The sequence below is a fragment of the Paractinoplanes bogorensis genome, from assembly GCF_018829635.1.
GTDB lineage: Bacteria > Actinomycetota > Actinomycetes > Mycobacteriales > Micromonosporaceae > Actinoplanes > Actinoplanes bogorensis.
This window is the reverse complement of sequence record NZ_JAHKKG010000014.1, coordinates 62955-84051: the sequence shown is the minus strand read 5'-3', so window position 1 is coordinate 84051 and position 21097 is coordinate 62955. Positions and strand designations below refer to the sequence as shown.

Annotated in this window: 18 protein-coding genes; 12 read left to right on the top strand and 6 right to left on the bottom strand. The window is 70.8% G+C overall.

What is annotated here, in order from left to right; all coding sequences use genetic code 11:
- The first annotated feature begins 433 nt into the window (after positions 1–433).
- The 3 genes from KOI35_RS37670 to KOI35_RS37660 all read left to right on the top strand — a co-directional run bounded on the left by KOI35_RS37670 (position 434) and on the right by KOI35_RS37660 (position 3047).
- Positions 434–1366 carry a sulfotransferase family protein gene (locus KOI35_RS37670; protein WP_215793643.1) on the top strand — a complete coding sequence of 311 codons (933 nt, stop codon included), beginning with the start codon at positions 434–436 and terminating at the stop codon, positions 1364–1366.
- A gap of 24 nt (positions 1367–1390) precedes the next feature.
- Complete coding sequence (locus KOI35_RS37665) at positions 1391–2302, top strand: glycoside hydrolase family protein (RefSeq protein WP_215793641.1); 912 nt, start codon at positions 1391–1393, stop codon at positions 2300–2302.
- Positions 2303–2585: 283 nt separating this feature from the next.
- Positions 2586–3047, top strand: coding sequence for a response regulator transcription factor (locus KOI35_RS37660; protein ID WP_215793639.1), 462 nt, complete (start codon positions 2586–2588; stop codon positions 3045–3047).
- A 108-nt stretch (positions 3048–3155) separates the two neighbouring features.
- Here KOI35_RS37660 and KOI35_RS37655 read toward each other — a convergent pair whose 3' ends face one another.
- The gene (locus KOI35_RS37655; protein ID WP_215793637.1) at positions 3156–4259 is read right to left on the bottom strand and encodes a M20 family metallopeptidase; all 1104 of its coding nucleotides are present in this window, start codon (positions 4257–4259) and stop codon (positions 3156–3158) included.
- Positions 4260–5075: 816 nt separating this feature from the next.
- Between KOI35_RS37655 and KOI35_RS47985 the strand changes: the two genes are divergently transcribed.
- On the top strand, positions 5076–6179 hold the full coding sequence (locus KOI35_RS47985) for a GNAT family N-acetyltransferase (RefSeq protein ID WP_308121328.1): 1104 nt from the start codon (positions 5076–5078) through the stop codon (positions 6177–6179).
- Here the strand turns inward: KOI35_RS47985 and KOI35_RS37640 are convergent.
- The gene (locus KOI35_RS37640; RefSeq protein ID WP_215793635.1) at positions 6170–6724 is read right to left on the bottom strand and encodes a winged helix-turn-helix domain-containing protein; all 555 of its coding nucleotides are present in this window, start codon (positions 6722–6724) and stop codon (positions 6170–6172) included. The genes KOI35_RS47985 and KOI35_RS37640 overlap by 10 nt on opposite strands.
- 56 nt (positions 6725–6780) lie before the next feature.
- Entirely contained in the window at positions 6781–7881 is a 1101-nt protein-coding gene (gene speB, locus KOI35_RS37635; protein ID WP_215793633.1) for an agmatinase, read from the bottom strand.
- Positions 7882–7978: 97 nt separating this feature from the next.
- Between speB and KOI35_RS37630 the strand changes: the two genes are divergently transcribed.
- The gene (locus KOI35_RS37630; RefSeq protein ID WP_215793631.1) at positions 7979–8944 is read left to right on the top strand and encodes a serine/threonine-protein kinase; all 966 of its coding nucleotides are present in this window, start codon (positions 7979–7981) and stop codon (positions 8942–8944) included.
- On the opposite strand, the gene KOI35_RS37625 is transcribed toward KOI35_RS37630, so the two are convergent.
- Complete coding sequence (locus KOI35_RS37625) at positions 8941–9810, bottom strand: universal stress protein (RefSeq protein ID WP_215793629.1); 870 nt, start codon at positions 9808–9810, stop codon at positions 8941–8943. The genes KOI35_RS37630 and KOI35_RS37625 overlap by 4 nt on opposite strands.
- Positions 9807–11291 carry an amino acid permease gene (locus tag KOI35_RS37620; RefSeq protein WP_215793627.1) on the bottom strand — a complete coding sequence of 495 codons (1485 nt, stop codon included), beginning with the start codon at positions 11289–11291 and terminating at the stop codon, positions 9807–9809. Before KOI35_RS37620 ends, KOI35_RS37625 begins: the two co-directional genes overlap by 4 nt.
- A gap of 228 nt (positions 11292–11519) precedes the next feature.
- Between KOI35_RS37620 and KOI35_RS37615 the strand changes: the two genes are divergently transcribed.
- From KOI35_RS37615 to KOI35_RS37585, 7 genes are all read left to right on the top strand, one after another.
- Entirely contained in the window at positions 11520–11855 is a 336-nt protein-coding gene (locus KOI35_RS37615; protein ID WP_246614430.1) for an STAS domain-containing protein, read from the top strand.
- Between the two features lie 54 nt (positions 11856–11909).
- Positions 11910–12677 carry an alpha/beta hydrolase gene (locus tag KOI35_RS37610; RefSeq protein ID WP_215793623.1) on the top strand — a complete coding sequence of 256 codons (768 nt, stop codon included), beginning with the start codon at positions 11910–11912 and terminating at the stop codon, positions 12675–12677.
- Between the two features lie 10 nt (positions 12678–12687).
- Complete coding sequence (locus KOI35_RS37605; RefSeq protein ID WP_215793621.1) at positions 12688–13926, top strand: ATP-grasp domain-containing protein; 1239 nt, start codon at positions 12688–12690, stop codon at positions 13924–13926.
- Positions 13927–13962: 36 nt separating this feature from the next.
- Positions 13963–14406, top strand: coding sequence for a DUF5990 family protein (locus KOI35_RS37600; protein WP_215793618.1), 444 nt, complete (start codon positions 13963–13965; stop codon positions 14404–14406).
- Positions 14403–17384 (top strand): DEAD/DEAH box helicase, encoded by a 2982-nt coding sequence (locus KOI35_RS37595; RefSeq protein WP_215793616.1) that lies wholly within the window; start codon positions 14403–14405, stop codon positions 17382–17384. Before KOI35_RS37600 ends, KOI35_RS37595 begins: the two co-directional genes overlap by 4 nt.
- 32 nt (positions 17385–17416) lie before the next feature.
- Positions 17417–18325 carry an SWIM zinc finger family protein gene (locus KOI35_RS37590; protein ID WP_246614429.1) on the top strand — a complete coding sequence of 303 codons (909 nt, stop codon included), beginning with the start codon at positions 17417–17419 and terminating at the stop codon, positions 18323–18325.
- A gap of 520 nt (positions 18326–18845) precedes the next feature.
- Positions 18846–19487, top strand: a complete 642-nt coding sequence (locus tag KOI35_RS37585; protein ID WP_215793614.1) for a hypothetical protein — start codon at positions 18846–18848, stop codon at positions 19485–19487.
- Between the two features lie 171 nt (positions 19488–19658).
- Here KOI35_RS37585 and KOI35_RS37580 read toward each other — a convergent pair whose 3' ends face one another.
- Positions 19659–21041 carry an SDR family NAD(P)-dependent oxidoreductase gene (locus KOI35_RS37580; RefSeq protein ID WP_308121327.1) on the bottom strand — a complete coding sequence of 461 codons (1383 nt, stop codon included), beginning with the start codon at positions 21039–21041 and terminating at the stop codon, positions 19659–19661.
- Positions 21042–21097: the final 56 nt, after the last annotated feature.

Below are 21097 nucleotides of genomic sequence, written 5' to 3'. Positions count from 1 at the left end.
GTCAGGTATGCCGGATTACACGCAGTGAATTGGGTCACCGAATGCGGACATCACTCTGCGTGCTGAAACGGTTGCAAACCGGTTGCCGGTCCATCGATGGGTCGCACGGCTCTGAGCTGGGTATGTATCGACTCCGGGCGGTAATCCGCCGAGCCCCCGTAGCCTCCGGGCCGCCTTACCGTTGGTGAGACGATGAACGCTGATGAAGCAACGTGTGTCTGCGGGCATGCCATTGGCGCCCACGAGCATTACCGGCCGGGCACCGAGTGCGGTCTGTGCGGGCCTGAGATGTGCCCGCGGTTCCGCCGCGCGTCGTGGTGGCGCCGGCTGCTGAGCCCGGGGTCGCGAAAACCTACCTGATCTGTAGGCTAAGTCTCACTTCGAGCGAGTAATCGCAGCTCCGCGATGTCTCCGCACGACAGGAGGGACTTCCATGGCACTTCCCGACTTCCTGATCGCCGGTGTGCCGAAGGCCGGCACGACCGCGCTGCACGCCGCGCTGGTGGGCCACCCCGAGCTGTTCCTGCCGACCGTCAAGGAGCCCAAGTTCTTCCTCTCCGACGGCCCGCCCCCGGCCCGCGGCGGTCCCGGCGACGTGCAGACCTACCAGGAGCACGTGTGGCGGCAATCCGACTACGAGGCGCTGTTCGACCCGGCCCCGGCCGGCACGCTGCGCGGCGAGGCCACCCCGTTCTATCTGCACGACCTCGGCGCCCACGAGCGGATCAAGTCGCTGGTGCCCTCGGCCCGGCTCGTCGTTCTGCTGCGTGACCCGGTCGACCGGGCCCACTCCAACTGGACCCATCTGTGGAACGCTGGGCTCGAGCCCGAGGCCGACTTCCTGACCGCCTGCCGGGCCGAGCCCGCCCGGGTCGCCGCCGGCTGGGCCGCGTTCTGGCACTACACCGGCCTCGGGAAGTACGGCGAGCAGGTGCGCCACCTCTTCGAGCACTTCCCGCGCGAGCAGGTGCTGCTGCTGCGCTACAAGGAGCTCAAGGACCAGCCCGCGGCGACGCTCGACCGGGTCTGCGCGTTCCTCGGCGTCCGCACCGGCGTGCTGACCGCCGTGCCACGCGAGAACGTGAACCGGCACGTGGTCGAGGACAACGATCTGAACCGGGTTCTGCGCCTTCTCCTGCGTACGGGAGGTACGTTCGGGCATCGCTTCCCGGTGCCGCTGCGCCTGGCCGCCCGCGGGCCGCTGCTGACCCTGCTGCACCGCAAGCATGGAACCCGGCCGGTCACCACGCCCGAGGAGAGAGCCGCACTGCTGCCCTTGTTCGTTGACGACATAGCCCTGTTGTCCCAGGTGACCGGCGAGTCCTACGAGGACTGGCTCGCGGTCGACCGACACGCCGTCGCATGAGTACTCATAGGTATTGGAGCCGATTTGTCCACGGGATTCACGACCCTGCCCCTGCCCCGCTGGGACGACGCCGTCGTCGTGGTCGAGCCGCCCAGTGACGAACCGGGGGCCTGGTCCGGCGCGCCCAGCTCGATCGTCGCGGAGGGTCACGTCTACCTGGCCTACCGGGTGCGGCTCCCGATCGGCGAGGGCCGGGGGATCAGCAACGTGGTGGCCCGCTCGGCCGACGGGGTGAACTTCGAGACCGTGACCGAGGTGACCAAGGACAGGTTCGGCGCCGAGTCGCTGGAACGGCCCGCCCTGGTGCACACGCCGGACGGGCGGTGGCGGCTCTACGTGAGCGCCGCGACGCCCGGCACCAAGCACTGGCGGGTCGAACTGCTCGAGGCGGACACCCCGGAGGGCCTGGCCACGGCCACCCCGCGGGTCGTACTGGCCGGTGACGAGACGGCCGGCGTGAAGGATCCGGTGCTGCACCACGACGCGTACGGGTGGCATCTGTGGGCCTCGGTGCACCCGCTGGAGAGCTGGGACGACGCCGACCGGATGACGACCGAGTACGCGACCAGCCCCGACGGCGTGCACTGGACGTGGCGGGGCACGGCGCTGGCCGGTCGTACGGGGGAATGGGACGCCCGCGGTGTACGGGTGTCGTCGGTCTCGGTCGACGGCGACGAGATCACCGTGGCCTACGACGGGCGCGCGACGGCCGGCGAGAACTGGGAGGAACGGACCGGTGTGGCCCGCGGCAAGCGCCTCGACGACGGCAGCTTCGGCCCGCTGACCGCCTCCGAGGGCGAGCCGCTGGGCAGCCCTCATCCGCCCCACGGCCTGCGCTACCTGAGCCTTGTCGAGCTGCCCGACGGGGAACGACGCGTGTACTACGAGGCCACCCGGCCGGACGGCGCACACGACCTGCGCACAGAACTGATCTGACGAGTTACCGCAGGTAGTTCCGGGTGTGCGCGCGATCACGATCGGCGGGGGCGGATGCCCGGTGATCGATGCCGCCCCCTAGCTTGAGAACCGACGCCAGGTGCGCGCGGAAAAACGGCCGCACCGTCGGTGGCGGGGTCCCTCCCACAAGGAGAGGCTCCGCCATTTTCTTTGTCTCCCCTTGCAACCGGCCTGCACCCCGCGAACTTCTCCCAGCTTCTCCCCAGGCGCCGATGGTGCCTCCGCTCGACGAAAACCAACCGAGGGTCAAGGGGAGAGATCAATGGTCGGAGCAGCGGTATCCGTGGTTCCCGAGTTCATCGCGCCGCAGGTCAGCCACCCGGCGCCGGTCGCGGACTGGGTCACCGAGCTCGCCGAGCCCACGATCCTGGTCGTCGACGACGACCCGGACATGGTCGACATGGTCACCACCAAGCTGGTCGCCGCCGGCTACCGCGTGATCACGGCCGACAACGGCGCCTCGGCGCTGCGCATGGTGGTCACCGAGCAGCCCGACATGCTGGTCCTGGACATCTCGATGCCCGGCCTGGACGGCCTCAGCGTCTGCTACGAGCTGCACTCGTCGGCCGACACGGCGGCCATCCCGGTGCTGATGATGAGCGGCCACTCCCGCCAGGTCGACATCGACCTCGGCATGACCGTGGGCGCCGACGACTACCTGGTCAAGCCGTTCAACCCGGCCGAATTGGTCCGCCGCGTCCGCTGGTTGTTGATGGCCAACTGAGCCGCCTCCCCGGACTTAACGTGGTGGGTTGAGCTGTGCCGCCTCCCCGGACTTAACGTGGTGGGTTGAGCTCGCTGTGGTGGATGCGGTGGGTGAGGCTAGGGCTTGCTAGTCCGGGGTTGGGCTTTCTGCAGTCGTTAGGGCTTGCAGGAAGGAACTGAGAGCGTTCCGGTACGGGGTCAAGGTTGTCAGGTCGGCGTACTCGTCGGCCGCGTGCTGGCCGTTGCCGCCGGGGCCGAAGATGACCGCGTCGACGCCTACCGCTGTGTAGTGGCGGCCGTCGGCGGCGCCGTGCTTGGCCAGCAGGTCACCCGTGTAGCCCTCGTCGCGCGCGGCCGCCCGCAACACTCCGACCTCGAGGCTCTCCGGGTCGGCGTGATGCGGGTGGCCGAGCGCCTCGACGGTGACGTCTTGTATTCCGGTGATGTGTTGCAGGTGGGCCGCGACCTGCTCTTTCGTGCGGCCGGCGAAGTCGGTGTCCTCGGCCGGAAAGCGGATGTCGAGCCACGCGCTCGCCTCGTCCGGCACCTGGTTCACGGCCCGGTTGGAGGTGTCGAAGCGGGCGACGTTCACGGTCGTCCGCCACACCTCGCTGTCCGGGATCGGATAGCGGTGCAGCAGTCGGCCCACCGCCTCGGTCACCGTGAGCAGGGCGTTCTCCCCGAGCCAGGGGTACGCGGCGTGGGCCGCCCGCCCGCGCGCGGTGATCCGCACGTGAGCCAGCCCGCGCGACTCGGTGACGATCCGCAGCCCGCTCTGCTCCCCGATGACGACGAAGCCGCCCCGCACACCCTGAGCGAGCTGATGGGCCGTGCCGTCCTCGCCGCCCACCTCCTCGTCGGTGACCAGTTGCAGGGCGATGGTGCCGGTGTGCGGCGCCAGCTCGGCGAACACGTCGGCCATGACCAGGGCGGCGACCTTCATGTCGTGGGCGCCGCGCCCGTAGAGACGGTCACCCTCGACGCGCGGCACGAACTGTTCGGGCGCGCCCGGGACGACGTCGAGGTGGGCGTTGAGAATGACCCGGAACTCGTCGGCGCCGGGCGGGTGGAGGAGGGCGCTGGGTTTGCCGTTCGACTCGAACCGGCGTACGGCGAAATCGCCTCTGACCTGCTTGAGCACGTAGTCGAGGGCCCTTGCCAGCTGGTCGGGGCGGTCGGCCGTGGACGGGATCGCGATGAGCTCGCAGGCTTGCTCGACCAGGCGATCCACTGTGTGCTGCGCTCCCCGCTGTCGGCCTGCCGTGCGTTCTTTGTTTCGCGCGGTGCTCGGCCCGCCCTGCCCTGGGGGCCGCCGCCACCGTACGTGGCGTCAAGCTGATCATGGCGCTTCGTCCACAGACAGCCTGTCACGCCGCCGGCGGTGGGCTGAGTTGTCCACAGGTGGCCGCCCGGCCAGCGCGTGGGCGGTGCGTGCCTGTATGCTCGCTCGCGACCGAATGGGGGCGGTCCGTGCCGCCGAGGCCGCTCGCGTGATTTCTGTCGCGTATTCCCGGCGTAATCTCCCGGCAACAATCGGTCAGCTTCGGGCGGCCGGAAATCTGTCGGCGCCGAGGGTGCACTTAATGCGCGGTTAATGCGCGCGCTTCTGTTGCGTCGTCAAATAAAACCGCTCCGCGCGCCAATGGGAACACCCGTGGTGCCCGATCACCGTGCGTGCTGCCCGATCACAGAGCGTGCGACGCCGTGACGGATTGCGGACTGCGATCGCGGGCGGGGTCGCGGATAAATCGGGCGAGGGCGACTTGCGACGACCCGCGAACCGGGCCGCTGACGGGCGACGAATCCTGCTGCGGGCGGTGGTCGACGACGCGTGGTCGGTGGACGGGCCGGGCCTGCGTGGCCGGGGCGTCGACGTGCGGGTGGTGGGCGAGTCGGGCTGCGCGGCGGGCGTCGAGGCGTGGGCGTTGGACGAGTCGGGTCGCGGGTGCGGTAGGCGGTATGCGGGCGCGAGGTGCGGCCGAGCGGGCGCTCGAGCATGACCTGCGCGGGACCGGTCGTGACGGGGCGGCCGTGATAGACATGCGCGGTGCGGGAGGGGCAGCGGGCGCCGCGCAGGCGCGAGGATGTGCTGGCCGCTGCCTGTGCCGTGGTGGCCGAGCGTGGCGCCGACGCGACCCGCTTCTCTGACGTGACGGCGGCTACCGGCGTCGGGGTGTCTACGCTGCAGTACTACTTCGGCAGCCGTGAAGAGATGCTCATCGCGGTGTTCCGGCACGCCGCCGAGGCTGACTTCGCCGAGGTCGCGGCCCTGCTGGGCGGCGAGGACGATCCCTGGCGGCGGCTGGTGCTGATCGCGTCGCATCTGACCGGCGCGGTGGGTGGCGATGCGTCGTGGCGCATCTGGGTCGAGTCGTGGCGGTGGGCGCTGCGGGACGCGGAGTTGCGGGGCGAGGTGCTTGCTGACTACTCGCGATGGCGTGAGCTGCTGGCCGGCGAGATCGAGCACGGCGTACGGGAAAATGTCTTCGTCATCGACGCTCCGCCGCTCGACGTGGCCCGGCAGGTGCTCGCGCTGATCGACGGGCTTGCACTGCCGGTTGTGCTCGGCGATCCCGCCGTCGACCACGCCGGGGCCGCCGGTCTGCTCGCGAACGCCCTGGGCCGGCTGACCGGCCACCGGAACACCTCGTCCCCGGCCGGCCGGCCGAGCGACGGGATGAAGGTCCAGCTTCGGCCGGCCCTCGATGACGACATGGAAGCTGTCGGGCGGATCTGGGCTGCGGGCTGGCGCGACGGCCACCTGGGTCACGTGCCGGCGGAACTGGTCGCCGCCCGTACGGCGGAAACGTTTCTCACCCGCGCGTCGACCCGGGCCCCCGACACGACCGTGGCCGTGGCTGGTGGCGTCGTGGCCGGATTCGTGATGGTCGTGGCAGACGAGGTCGAGCAGGTCTACGTGGACGGGGCGTTCCGTGGCGGCGGGGTGGCACGTGCCCTGCTGGACGCGGCGGAACAACGGGTGCGTGCGGGCGGCCACCCGATCGCGTGGCTGGCCGTGGTGCCGGGCAACGCGCGGGCGCGCCGCTTCTACGAGCGTCAGGGCTGGAGTGACGCCGGGCCGTTCGAGTACGAGACGACCAACGGGATCCTGGTCCCGTGCCACCGTTACACGAAAGCACTTCAGCTGTAGTCACTGCCGTACAGGTGGCGGCCGGGGTGCTCGCGGAACAGCAGGCAGTTGTTGTCGTCCGAGATGCCCGGCGTACGGACGGCCAGGCAGTTCTGCAGGGCGTTGATCTCGGAGGCGGACAGCGTCCACTGCACCCACCAGCCGGTTCCGGCCGCGTGCTGGCCGAGGCCGGCGTGCGCGCCCTCGTGCGGGTGTTCGAGTTCGCAGTGCAGCACCCGGTCGAGCCCGTGGGCGGGCCGGGGCAGACGGCTCAGCCAGCCGACCTGCTGGCGGTCGAGTTCGATGCGGGCCGGGCAGCGCTGGGCGTCGATCACGGCCAGGCCGGTGACGAAGTTGCCGGCGCCCTTGCGGGACGAGATCAGACCTTCGGTGCGCAGGACGCGCAGGGCGGACTGGACGGTGGTGCGGGCGACGTGGTGCTCGCCGGCCAGGGTGTGCTCGGACGGCAGCTTGGCGCCGACGCCGAGGCTGCCGGTGAAGATCTGATGTCTGAGCTCGGCCGCGATCCGCTGGTAGGGCGACAGGGTGATGGTGTCGGGGGACATGGGGGAATGCTGCGTGGCTGGTCAGGCCGGAACAAGTGCGCAACCGCGACTGTCTGTCACGACTCCGCGGGCGGCAGTGAGTGCCGGTGGTCCGGCCCGGCCAGCGACGGCGGCGTGAAGCGAGCGTCCAGACCGGGCTGCGAGCCCCGCCCGGAGAGCAGCGGGGTGGCCCGGTTCCACCGCGGTCCACCTGCGTCTTTGCGGCGCCGGGCCAGACCCGAGAGGGCTTCCAGCACGACCCGGTTGCCGAGCATCGCGGTGATGTCGGCGTGGTCGAACGGGGGTGCCACCTCGACGATGTCCATGCCTACTACGGGTAGTTCGTGGCAGATGCGCGAGACACTGTCGAGCAGTTGCCGCGCGGTGAACCCGCCCGGCTCGGGGGTGCCGGTGCCGGGGGCGTGGCCGGGGTCGCAGACGTCGATGTCGACCGACAGGAAGACGCCGTCGCAGTCGTCGAGCGCGATCTCGAACGCCTGGTCGAGCACGGTGTCGAGGCCGCGGTCGACGATCTCGCTCATGTGGAACGAGTTCATCCCCTGGTCGGCCATCCAGTCGAGGGTCTCCGGACCGGGCCAGTAGCCGCGCAGACCCAACTGCAGAAACCTGTCTCCCCGTACGGCCCCCGACTCGATCAGTCGACGCATGGGCTGGCCGTGCCCGTACAGGGAACCGAATTCGATGTCCCCGGTGTCGGCGTGCGCGTCGAAGTGGATGACCGAGATCCGCCCGGCGCCGTGGTGCCGCGCCACGCCCGCGACGTCGGGCCAGGTGATGGTGTGGTCGCCGCCGAGGATGAGCGGGATCGCGCCGTGCGACGCCACGAAGGCGACCGCGTCCTCGATCGTGTCGCAGCTGCGCTGGATCTCGCCGCTGAACACTTCGAGGTCGCCCGCGTCGACCACGGTCAGATCGCCGCTGAGCGCGTCGACCCGCATCGCCATGTGCGGCCGCGAACCGTCGTGGGGCAGGTAGTCGGTGCCGCGGAGGACCTGGGGGCCGAACCGCGCGCCGGGCCGGTGCGATGTGCCCCCGTCGAAGGGCGCGCCGAGAATCACGACGTCGGCTTCCGCGTACGTGGAGGGCTCCTCCCAGTCGCAGGCGGGCACTCCGAGGAACGTGTAGTCGGGGCCGAACATCGGTCCGTAGCGCGTCACGCCTGGGACTGTATCTCCGTACAGTGACCGGGTACAGCGTTTCCCTCCGGTGATCGACGGGTACCGCCAACCGAACTGAGCGCTGGGAGGTCGGGGCATGCGGACGTTGGGCGGGCGTTATCAGCTCGTACGTCGCATCGGTGTCGGCGGCATGTCGGAGGTGTGGCACGGTCACGATCGCGTGCTCGACCGGGCGGTGGCCGTCAAGATCATGGGACCTTCCGTCGAGGGGACGTTCGGCGACGTGTCCGGGGTCGATCTCGTACGGGCGGAGGCCCGCTCGGCGGCGCGCCTGACCCACCCGAACGTCGCCGAGGTGCACGACTTCGGTACGTCCCGCACCGAGCCGGCCGGCCGCGACGTCCCGTACATCGTGATGGAGCTGGTCGAGGGGCAGACGCTCAGCGCCCATCTGGCCGCCGGGCCGATCGACTGGCGGATCGGCGTACGGATCTGCGCCGAGGTCGCGTCGGCACTGGCCGCCGCGCACGCCGATCAGGTCGTGCACCGTGACATCAAACCGGCCAACGTCATGCTGACCCCGGTCGGCGCCAAGGTGCTCGACTTCGGCATCGCGTCGTCGCCGGGCGCGCCCGAACTCGACCCGGACCTGCCGGTGATGGGCACGCCGGCCTACGTCGCGCCGGAGCTGTTCGAGGGGCTCCCGCCCACCCCGGCCAGCGACATGTTCGCGCTCGGAACCCTGCTGCACCAGTGCATCAGCGGCCACCTGCCGTGGCGGGCCGAGACGCCGACCGAGCTGGTCTACGCCCAGCGCTACCGCGACCCCGATCCGCTGCCCGAGCTGGACGGCCTGCCGTCCGAGGTCGAGGATCTCGTGTCGCGTTGCCTCAGCCGTGATCCGGAGGACCGGCCGACCGCCATGGTCGCCGCGCTGCTGCTGGCCGAGGCGGTCGACGCCCGGGTCTACGTGCCGATTCAGGAGTTCGGCGACGTGATGCCCCGGCCCTCGATCTCACCGTGGGACCAGCGGGCCGCCGACGAGCCGACCTCGGCCGAGGTCGAGGTCGAGCAGGTCGGCGGCCGGCACCGCGCCGACTAACCGCTGCGGGGCACCACCACCAGGGGCCGGCACGCCCGCCGGACGAGCTTGGTCGACACGCCGCCGAGCAGTACCCGCCGGGCCGGGCCGTAGCCGCGTGAGCCGCAGAACAGCACGTCCACGTCGGTCAGGTCGGCCAGCTCGTCGACCACGTTGCCGGCCAGCACCTCCCAGTCGGCCTCCACGCCGGCGATCGATCCGGCGGCCCGGTTCAGCGACGACTCGTACGTCTCGCGGGCCGTCTCGAGGAAGGCCCGCTCGACGTCGTCGCCGATCAGGAACGGCAGGGTGGCGTCCCCCTCGGCCACCACCGTGTAGAGCCGCAGTTTGTCGCCGGTGCGGCGGGCCACGTCGGACGCGATGTCCAGCGCGGCCCGGCCGTCCGGCGTGTCCACGTAGGCCACGCCGATCCGCTTGCGGTCACCCGGCGCGGCCAGCGGTCCGGCCGGGGCCACCGCGATCGGGCAGCGGCTGCCGGCCAGCAGGCGTTCGGCCGTGCTGCCGGCCATCAGCCGGTCCTTGGGCGCCGCCCGGCCCGAGCCGACCACGATCATCGAGGCGCCGGTCTGCTCGGCCAGATCGTGCAGGCCGTGCGCGGCCGACGACGACCCGACCAGGCGATAATCAACCTCTTCCCGTACGCCCTCCAGCTCCTTGCGGGCCGCGTCGAGCACCCGCTCGGCCGCGCGGTGCCGGTCGGCCACCCACTCGGCGTCGACCCGTCCCGACCCGAGCGCGGCCGGTGCCGGGTGCACGACCGCGGCGATCAGCGGGACGCCGTACGTCTCGGCGAACCAGCGCCCCAGGGCCAGCGCGTCGGGCGAGGTGGGTCCGCCGTCCACCCCGGCGATCACCGGCCCGGTCATGGCTGGTCACCGTCCTCGCGCCGGTTCGGTTCGTTGTCGCGGGCCCAGCCCGGGGTGGCCGTGGAGCCGGCCTCGCGGCGCAGGCGGGAGTTCTTGTAGCCGTACAGCCAGTAGATGATGATGCCGATCGCGAGCCACACCACGAACCGGACCCAGGTGTCCCAGGGCAGGTCGGTCATCAGATAGACGGCGAACGCGATGCCGATGATCGGCAGCACCGGCGACCACGGCACCCGGTAGGGCCGCGGCATGTCCGGCCGGGTCCGGCGCAGGATGATCACACCGATGTTGACCAGCACGAACGCGAACAGCGTGCCGATGTTGACCAGCTTGACGATCTCGCTCAGCGGCACCAGCGCGGCCAGGATCGCGATCAGCACGCCGAGGATGATGGTGAGCCGGGCCGGCGTGCCGTAGCGCTGGTTGACCTTGGCCAGCCGCTGCGGGAGCAGGCCGTCGCGGCACATGGCGAAGAAGATGCGGGTCTGGCCGTACATGATGACCAGCACCACGCTGGTGATCGCGACGACCGCGCCGAGGGCCAGGATCGCGGCCGCCCAGCTGATTCCGGCGCCCTGGTCGAGCGCGGCCGCCAGCGGGGCGTCGCTGCCCTCGAGCTGTTCCGGCGAGGCGATGCCGAGCGCGCCGACCGCGGTCAGCACGTAGAAGAGTGTGCAGATCAGCAACGAGCCGATGATGGCGATGGGCAGGTCCTTGGCCGGGTTGCGGGCCTCCTCGCTGCCGGTCGAGACCGCGTCGAACCCGATGTAGGCGAAGAAGATCACCGCCGCCGCCGCGGTCACCCCGTCCACGCCCTCGGGGGCGAACGGCTGGAAGTTGCCGGTGCCGAAGTTCGCGAACGCGACGACGATGAAGAACAGCAGCACCACGAGCTTGATGACGACCATCACCAGGTTGACCCGGGCGCTCTCGGTGACGCCCCGGATCAGCAGGAACGTGATGGCCAGGACCACGAACACGGCGGGCAGGTTGAAGATGCCGCCGTCCTCGGGGGACTTGGCGATCGCGTCCGGCAGCGCGAACCCGAAGGCCGCGTCGAGGAACGCGTTCAGGTTGCCGCCCCAGCCGACCGCGATGGCCGCGACCGAGACGCCGTACTCGAGGATCAGGTCCCAGCCGATGATCCAGGCGACCACCTCGCCCAGGGTCGCGTACGTGTAGGTGTACGCGCTGCCGGAGACCGGGATCGACGACGCCAGCTCCGCGTAGGACAGCGCCGAGAACGTGCAGGAGACCGCGGCCAGGACGAAGGCCAGGATCACCGCGGGCCCGGCGATGCCCGCCCCCTCGCCGATGACGACGAAGATGCCGGTGCCGATGATCGCGCCGACACCCATCGCGGTCAGCTGCGTCGCGCCGACCGCCTTCTTGAGCCCGTGCCCCTCCTCGGCCGTCTCGGTGATGAGAGACCGGACGTCGCGTACCGCGAAGATGCCGGATCGTCCCGAAGTCGTTGCCATGGGTTCCCCCCTTCAACATCGGCTTGCGCCTATGTGACTTTGGGCATACGGATCGTCACTCCGCAACCGCTGAGCGAGATCCGCGCAGTCGGACATGCCCGGACGTACGCACCCGGTGTCCGCTGTGGTACCTGAAACAGGCGGCAGCCTGCGAAGGGAGCGAAAGCAGAGGTACGGTGGCGTGCAGGATCAGTCAGGTTCGGAGGTTCGCCGGTGGGCGAGGCGGTGATGACGACGCGGCGTCAGGCCGACGGTGCGATCGTCGTCGACGTGCGCGGCAGTCTCGACGCCGCCACCGTGGGCGCCCTGCGCGAGACGTTGCTCGGCACGATCCACCGCGAGCGCCCGCTGACCCTGATCGTCGACCTGACCTACGTCGTCTTCATGGACTCGCAGGGCATCGGCACCCTGGTCACGGGCTACAACTCGGCCCGCGAGGTGGGCACCCGGTTCATCCTGCGCAACCCGAGCGAGTTCGTGCACCGGCAGCTTCGGGTGACCGGCCTGGCCGAGATGTTCGGGCTGCCCCCGGCGTCGTCGCCGAGCCAGACCTACACCCCCTGATTCCGCCTCGTGAGATGCCGGGCGCGCCCGCGGCGGGACGGCTAATGTTCGGTCATGGAGCGCAGGGCCGCCATCCTGCGGCGTGACCCGGACTGGTGGTCCCTTCCGGCCGCGGCCGGCTCCTGGTCCACGCTCGAGCTGCCGGTCAAGGCGTTGCGCACCGAGCTGACGGCCCGCGTCTGGTCACCGGCCGAGGCCACCGGGCGCGTGCTCGTCGCCCACGACGGGCCCGACTACGACAAGCACGCCGACCTGGGCCGCTACGTCGCCGCATCGATCACCGCCGGTCGGATCGAGCCCTGCCACGTCGTACTCCTGCCCGCGGGCGATCGGATGCAGTGGTACGCGGCGCTCCCGGCGTACGGGAAAGGTCTGGGTCTGGAAGTTCTGCCCCGGATCATCGAGCGGCTCGCGCACGGGCAGCCGGTGGTGGCGATCGGGGCCAGCCTGGGCGCGCTCTCCCTGCTGCACGGCCAGCGGCAGTATCCGGAGCTCTTCGCCGGCCTGTTCCTGCAGTCCGGCAGCTTCTTCCAGCCGCGCTTCGACCGGCAGGAATCGGGGTTCGGGCGTTATCTGCCGATCGTCCGCTGGACCGGGCGGGTGCTGCGATCCGGGCGCGGTCCCGCCGTGCCGACGACGATGACCTGCGGCAGTCTCGAGGAGAACCTGGCCAACAACCGGAGCATGGCCGAGGCGCTGCGCGGGCAGGGATACCCGGTCACCTTCGCGCAGATCGAGGGCGGTCACGACTGGCCGGCGTGGCGCGACGCCCTCGACCCGCACCTCACGTCGCTGTTGAGACGAGTTTGGCCCGTGAAATAGGGGAGGCACCGTGGCGGACGTCGAGCACACCATCGGACTTCTACTGGGAACGGAAGACGACTGGCCCCGGGCCTACGAGGCCCTGCTGCGCCGCCTCGGGGTGGTGACCGGGCCGGACGGCAAGAGCCACCGCACCTCGTCCGTGCGGGTCACCATCGAGCCGTTCAACCTGCGCGACAAGCCCCGCCACGAGCTGGTCATCGACCGTCTCGCCTACTGGTACTACCACCCGCGCGAGTGGCTCAAGAAGATCGCGCTGATGGACGACGTCTACCTGCTCAACAGCCCGTTCACGTTCCAGTCGATGGAGAAGCACGCGGCCTACTGCGCGATGATGCGGCTCGGTCTCAAGGTGCCCGAGACGGTGCTCGTGCCGTACAAGAATCCCCTGGACAACAGCCGGTACGCGTACACCTCGGCCCGTTACAACCAGGCGTTCGACCTGGACGCGACGGCCGCGCAGGTCGGCTATCCGATGTTCATGAAGCCGTACGACGGCGGGGCCTGGGTCGGCGTCTCCAAGATCCGTAACCCGGAGGAGCTGCACGCCGCCTACGACGCCTCGGGCGAGCGGCTCATGCACCTGCAGGCCGCGGTCGAGGACTACGACGTCTTCGCCCGTTCGCTCACCATCGGTCCCGAGACGATGGTCATGAAGTTCCGCCCCGAGCAGCCCATGCACTCCCGCTACGAGGTCTCGCACGACTTCCTCAACGCCTCTCAGGGCGACGAGGTGGTCACCATCTCGCGGCTGGTCAACGCGTTCTTCCGGTGGGAGTTCAACTCGTGCGAGTCGCTGGTCAAGGGCGACGACGTGCACCCGATCGACTACGCCAACGCGTGTCCCGACGTCGCGATCACCTCGCTGCACTACTACTTCCCGTGGGCGATGGCGGCGCTGCTGCGCTGGACGGTCTACTGCGTGGTGACCGGTCGCAAGCCGCGTCTCGACACCGACACGTCGGCCTATTTCGCTATCGGTGACAACCCTTCCCTTTCGTACGAGGAAAAGCTCGCCGGTTACCGCAAGCTCGCCGACGACTACTTCGAGGCCGACCGGTACGCGGATTTCTGCGACCGCTACCTCGGCCACGTCGACCAGATCGTCTACGACTGGGTCTCCTCCGACGAATACCGCTCGCTGCTCCGGGAGACGGTCCGGGCCACCTACCCGGTGCACGAGCACGAGAAGTTCCTGGCCCACTTCGGTGGCCTGACCGACGCCTGGATCCGGGACAACGCGCGCTGAGAGATTCTGTCGGACCCTCGGGCTAGGGTTTCCCCCGTGCAGATCCGGATCGAGGGGAGCGACCTGCCGGCCGCCCAGGTGGGTGGCCGGGCCGACGCGTTGCGCCTGGCCAACGTGCATGTCGGGGTCCAGCGGCAGCGCGATGTGGTCGACCGCGTTCCGGCGTGGGCGCCGTCGGCCTCCTGGGCGTTCGAGATCACCTCGCGCGAGGTCGACGAACTGCTCGACGTCGGCGGCCCCTGGGTGCACGGCCGGCCGGGGGCCCGGTTCCTCTATCTGAGCTGGGGCAACGTCCATGGGTCGGATTTCCAGATGTTCCGGCGGGCCAAGCTGATGTTCGGTGACGTGCCCACCGCTCTGCTGCGCGGCGCCCACGAAGGGGCCGGGGTGCTGACCGGCTCGCTCGGGCTCACCGACGGTGTGGGCGATCCGGTGTGCGCCCGGGTGCGGCCGCCGCTGATCGTCTGGGAGCTGCGATGACGTCCCCGGTCTCGCCGGCCGACCTGGTGCCGGCCGGTGTGCGGGTGCTGCACGGGTTCGTCGGGCGTGACGGCTCGATCAACCTGTGGGGTGAGAGCTCTTTTCCTGACGGCGGCCCCTCCTCCACGCCGCGGGCCGCGCATCCGTTCGCGCTGGAAGTCTCGCGGCTGCCGGTGGGGGAGTCGCGGCCGCCGGCCACGCTCGTGCTGCCGTCGACCAGCGCCGGGCCGCTGCCGTCGCCACAGCTCGGGCTTCCGCCCCGGCGCGGCACGCCCAGACTGCGGGCCTGGCCGGTGCCCGCGGTGACCGTGCCGTTCCTCGACGACGAGGTGGTGGGCGAGTTCGACGGGCGGCTCGGGCGGTCGGCCGAGTGGCTGCTCGAGCTGTGCGAGTTCGCGGCCGACCTGGTGCGCCGGGGCCGGGTGCTGCCCGCCGTTCACCCGCACGGCCCGACCGCGCGCTGGCGGCCCGTGCTCACCGGGTTCGACGCCACCCGCCGGGACGACCTGCTGCGCCGTCTGCCCGCCGCGGCCCGGGCCGAGCGGGCCCGCCCCGGTGATGTGGCCGGGCTGCCGGCCGAAGATGCCCTGGCCGCCGCCCTCGAATGCCTGATCGACGGCCTGGTGCGCACCCGGCTGGCCGAGGCCGGGGTGAGCCTGGGCGACGGCTGGCTGGCCGCGCTCACCGGCGAGCCCGCCTTCACGGCCGGTTCCGGACTGGTCGACGAGCTGGCCGACCGTCTCGACCGCTGGCACCACAGCGCGCTCAGCGGCGCCGCCGTGCGGCTCTGCTTCCGGCTCACCCACCTGCGCGATCTCGAGCCGACGGCCGTTCTCGATCCGGCCGCCCCCGAGACTCCGGACGCCTGGCAGCTCGAGTTCCTGCTGCAGGCCGTCGACGAGCCGAGCGCCCTGGTCACCGCGGCCGACATCTGGCGCGACAGCTACGCCCCGCTGCGCCGCTGGACCCGCCACCCGCAGGATCGGCTGCTCGGTGCGCTGGGCCGCGCCGCCCGGCTCTATCCCGACCTCGAGGCGGCGCTGCACGTGCCCCGCCCGGTCGACATGGTGCTCGACACCGAGGAGGCGCACCGCTTCCTCACCCATGCGGCCACGCTCGAGGAAGCCGGCTACGGCGTGCTGCTGCCGGCCTGGTGGCGTGACCGGCCGGGCCTCGGGCTCGGACTCAACCTGCGTCCCCGCGACACCGTGCCCACCGTGCTGCGCGATCAGGCGGCCGACCTGGCCCACATGGTCGACTACGACTGGGGCCTGGCCCTGGGCGGGCGCATGCTGACCACCGAGGAACTGACCGACCTGTCGAAGGCCAAGGTCCCGCTCGTACGCATGCGGGGCCGCTGGGTCTACCTCGACGCCGAACGCCTCGACGCCGGCCTCCGGTTCCTCGCCCGTGGCGGTGGCACCATGTCGGTCGGCCGCGCGTTGAGCACGATCAAACTGCTGCCGCCCGAGGAACTGCCGCTGCCGGTCACTGTCACCAGCGGCGAGGGCTGGGCGGCCGATCTGCTGTCCGGGTCGCTGGAGCATCGGCTCGAACTGCTCGAGGTCCCGGCTGCGTTCGAGGGGGAGCTGAGGGCGTACCAGCGAAGGGGTTTCTCCTGGCTGGCCTTCCTCGACCGGCTCGGCATCGGGGCGTGTCTGGCCGACGACATGGGCCTCGGCAAGACCGTGCAACTGCTGGCGCTGCTGCTGCACCAGCGGTCGGGGCCGGCGCTGCTGATCTGCCCGCTGTCGCTGCTGGGCAACTGGCAGCGGGAGATCGCCCGGTTCGCGCCGTCGCTGACGGTCTCGGTCCTCCACGGCACCGAGCGGGTGCTGACCCCGGCCGACCTGATTCTGACCACCTATGCGACCGCCGTCCGCGATGCCGACCAGCTCGCCGAGGTCGCGTGGGATCGCGTCGTGCTCGACGAGGCGCAACACGTCAAGAACAGCGCGGGTTCGGCGGCCAAAGCGGTCCGGCGGTTCCCGGCCCGCATGCGGATCGCGCTCACCGGCACGCCGGTGGAAAATCGGCTGGCCGAGCTCTGGTCGATCCTCGACTACCTCAACCCGGGCGTGCTCGCCTCGGCCCACACGTTCCGGGCCCGGTTCGCCGTGCCGATCGAGCGCTACGCCGACGAAGACGCGGCCGGCCGCCTGCGCCAGGCCACCCGCCCGTTCCTGCTGCGCCGGGTCAAGTCCGACCCGATCGTGATCGACGACCTGCCCGACAAGCAGCACGTCCGCCATCTGTGCGGGCTCACCGGCGAGCAGAGCACCCTCTACCGGGCGATCCTCGACGACATGACCACCAAGCTCGACGAGAGCACCCAGCGGTGGAACAAGGGCATCGTGCTGGCCGGGATGACCAAGCTCAAACAGGCCTGCGTGCACCCGGCGCTGCTGCTCGGCGACAACTCGCCGCTGCCCGGCCGCTCGGGCAAACTGGAACGCCTCGAAGAGATCCTCGACGGCGCGCTGGCCCAGGGCGAGAGCGTGCTCTGCTTCACCCAGTTCGCCAAGTTCGGGGCGATGCTGACGCCGCACCTGGCCGCCCGCTTCGGAGTTCCGGTGCGCTACCTGCACGGCGGCGTCGCCCGCACGGCGCGAGACGCGATGGTCCACGACTTCCAGACCGACCCGCGCCCCGGCATCTTCGTGCTGTCGCTCAAGGCCGGCGGCACCGGTCTCAACCTCACCGCGGCCAACCACGTCGTCCACGTCGACCGCTGGTGGAACCCGGCCACCGAGGAACAGGCGACCGACCGCGCGTTCCGCATCGGACAGCAGCGCGACGTCACCGTGCACACGCTGGTCTGCCTGGGCACGCTCGAGGAACGCATCGACCGGCTGCTGGCCGACAAGGGTGTGCTGGCCGCGCGCGTGGTCGGCAACGGTGAGGGCTGGCTGACCGGGCTGTCCACGACCGAACTGCGCGACCTGCTCACGCTCGCCCCGGAGGCCGTCGTTGACTGAGCTGCGATCCCCGCTGTCCCCGGAGGCCGTCGTTGACTGAGCTGCCGGTCGCCTTTCTGGGCACCTTCGAGTCGTTGCGGATGGGGCCGACGTTCGCGCGCGGGCGGCGTGACGAGCGGGCCGGGCACGTGCGCAGCCTGACCATCTCGTCCAGCCTGGTCGTGGCCCAGGTGCGCGGCCCCGACGATCCGCGGGCGTTCCGGTCGCGGATCGCGGTGCGGGCGTTCGGTGCCTCCGAGTGGGCGGCGGTGTCGGCCACGCTGGCGGGCGAGGCCCGGTTCACCGCCCAGCTCCTCGACGGGCGGATGCCGGCCGGGATCGGTGACGTGTTCGCGGCGGCCGGGTTGAGCCTGGTGCCGTTGTCGCTGGACGAGGTGGCGATGGACTGCAGCTGCGAGCGGTGGCCGATGCCGTGCGTCCATCTGGCCGCGACCTGTTATGCGCTGGCGCGCAGCTTCCAGGAAGATCCGTTCGGCGCCTTCGCCTGGCGCGGGCGGGGGCGCGACGAGCTGCTCACCCACCTGCGCGAGCTGCGGAGCGAGCTGGCCGTCGACGCGGCGTCGTCCGGCTTCCCCACGCGACCGGGGGGTTCGGCCGGCCGGCCCGCTTCCGGTCGCGCAGCGGCTTCGGGCCGCGTCCCGGAGTCGGGCGCGGCCTCGAGCGTTGACGCGTCCTCGGCTTCGGGCGCGAGCGTCTCCTCGGGCGCGGGTGTCTCCTCGGCTTCGGGCGAATTCGCGGATGAGCTCGGTGAGGATCTCGGGGAGGTCGCGGAGTTCTGGGGTGCGGCGGTGCCGTCGGTGGCACCCGTCGGTGGCCGTCCGGGTGCCGTGACCAGGCCGGACGCGATCCTCGACCAGGTCGATCCGCCGCCGCTGGCCGAGGGGGGTCGTCCGCTCGTCGACGTCCTGCGTCCCGCCTATCTGGCTCTGCCGGACGAGTAGGCGTCCACAGCTGCGCCCGCCAGCCGTGAGTCAGCCGGACGAGCTGGGTCCGCAGTTGCGCCCGTCGGCCGTGAGTCAGCCGGACGAGCTGGGTCCGCAGTTGCGCCCGCCGACCGTGAACTATCCGGACGAGCTGGGTCCATAGCTGCGCCCGCCGGCTGTGAGTCAGCCGGATGAGTCGGGTCCACAGTTGCGCCCGCCGGCCGTGAATCAGCCGGATGAGTCGGGTCCACAGTTGCGCCCGCTGGCCGTGAGTCAGCCGGACGAGTCGGGTCCACAAGTTGCGCCCGCCGACCGTGAATCAGCTGGACGAGCAGGGCCCGACGGTCGCTGCGGACAGCCAGTTTCCGGTGAGCCTGGAGGCCGGTCAGGCACCTCTTGCCCACCCGGATTAGGGGTCTATCAACTGTTCTGCCAAGTTTGGTTCACGAATGGGGTACACGCTTAGAAATCATCCCGTTACCTTCCGTGGTCGTGGTGTTCTTCTCTCGGCATAGCGTTTGTCAAGAGAAGGTGTGAAATGAACCGTATTTCCCGGATGCTCACGGTCACCGGCCTCGGCCTGCTCGCCGGCGTCACCATGGGCGCGGGCCCGGCCATGGCGGCCACGTCGACCGACGCGGGGGCGTCGAAGGCCGGGGCGTCCAGCCAGGCCGACCGGCGCGACCGCGTCGTCGGCTACTACAACAGCTACCGCGCCTGCGACCTCGCCGGCCGGATCGGCGAGCGCTTCGACCGCTGGGACGACTACGACTGCGAGCGGGTCGGCTTCGGGTTCCACCGCCGCTACGCGCTCGAGGTCAGCTGGGACCGCGACTGGCGCTGGTTCGACCGCGACCGTGGCCACGGCCGTCCGTGGTTCAACGACCGTCACCACCACAACGGTGGCAAGTGGGGCGACAAGGACGGTAAGTGGGGCGACAAGGGCGACAAGTGGGACGACAAGGGCGACAAGGACGGCAAGTGGGGTGACAAAGACGGCCAGGATGGCAAAGACGGCAAGTGGGGCGACAAAGACGGCCAGGACGGCAAGGACGGTAAGTGGGGCGACAAGGGCGGCCAGGACGGCAAGGACGGCAAGTGGGGTGACGCCGACAAGGGCGGCATGAAGGACTGGGGCAGCAAGGGCGCGGGCGAGCGCGACGACAAGCCCGCCGTCTGACGGCTGCTGCTCCCGACTGTTCTTCTCCCGGTTCCGGGCATTGCGACGATCGCGCCCGACACCTGCTTGTTTCGGCAGTAGAACGAGCCACGGCCCCGGGCGGGGGTCGTGGCTCGTTCGCGTTTCCCGTCGCCCGCGATCGGCATGCCGGGCCGCCAGGTGCTGGAACCTCTACCAGTCGATCGGGGCGTAGTCCTTCAGGAAGACGCCGTACAGGTTCTCGCCCTGCTCGCCGCGCACGATCGGGTCGTACACCCGGGCCGCGCCGTCGACCAGGTCGAGCGGGGCGTGGAAACCCTCGTCGGCCAGCCGCATCTTCGTCGGGTGCGGGCGCTCGTCGGTGATCCAGCCGGTGTCGACGCTGGTCATCAGGATTCCGTCGGAGAACATGTCGACCGCGCTGGTGCGGGTCAGCATGTTCAGCGCCGCCTTGGCCATGTTCGTGTGCGGGTGCCCGGCACCCTTGTAGCCGCGGTTGAACACGCCCTCCATGGCCGACACGTTGACCACGTAGCGCCGCGGGAAGGGCGACCTCGTCATCGCCCCGCGCAACCGGCTGACCAGCACGAACGGCGCGGTCACGTTGCACAGCTGCACCTCGAGCAGCTCCAGCGGGTCGACCTCGTGCACCCGGTCGCTCCAGCTGTTGGTCGGCGCGGTGTCGGGCACCAGGCCGCCGGCGTCGATCGCGACCGAGCGGGCGGTCAGCGCCATCTCGGTGATCTGCTGCGGCGTCAGCACGGGCGCGCCGGTGGTCAGCGCGGCGGCCGGGGAGGCGCCCGCGGTGCCGAAGTATTCCAGCTCGGGCAGCGGCCCGTCGGGCAGCGGTTCACTCTCGGCGGCGGCGATGGCCGAGTAGGAGCCGGGCGAACGCCGGACCGTCTGCGCCGCGTTGTTGACGATGATGTCGAGGTGACCGCGCGCCGCCACCGAGTCGGCCAGCCCCACCACCTGGGCCGGGTCGCGCAGGTCGAGCCCGACCACCCGCAGCCGGTGCAGCCAGTCGGCGCTGTCCGGCATGGCCGAGAACCGGCGCACCGCGTCGTGTGGGAACCGGGTGGTGATGGTCAGGTCGGCGCCGTCGCGCAGCAGCCGCAGCGCGATGTACATGCCGATCTTGGCGCGCCCACCAGTGAGCAGCGCCCGGCGCCCGGTCAGGTCGGTGCGGGCGTCGCGCCGCGCGTGGTTCGTCAGCGCGCACTCCGGGCAGAGCTGGTGGTAGAACGCGTCGACGTGCGTGTACCGCTTCTTGCACACGTAACAGCCGCGGGCCTGGTGCAGAACGCCCGCGGTGGCCGCCTGCACGCTGGTGCGCAGCGGAATCCCCGCGGTCTCGTCGTCGATCCGGCCCGGCGCCCCGGTCGCGGTCGCCTCGGTGACCGCCTTGTCGTTGGCGAGGATCGCGTCCCGCCGCTCCCGCCGCCGCTTGTGCTTCACCGTCTTGAACAGCCCGGCGGTCGCCCGCCGCACCGCCACCGAGTCGGGGTGCTCCGCCGGAAGCGCTTCCACCTCAGCGATCACCGCGAGACACAGCGCCAGCCGCTCGGCATCCACCCCGGCACCAAGCTCATCCGTGATCCCAATGCCCGCTTCGGCATCCAGCGTGTCAT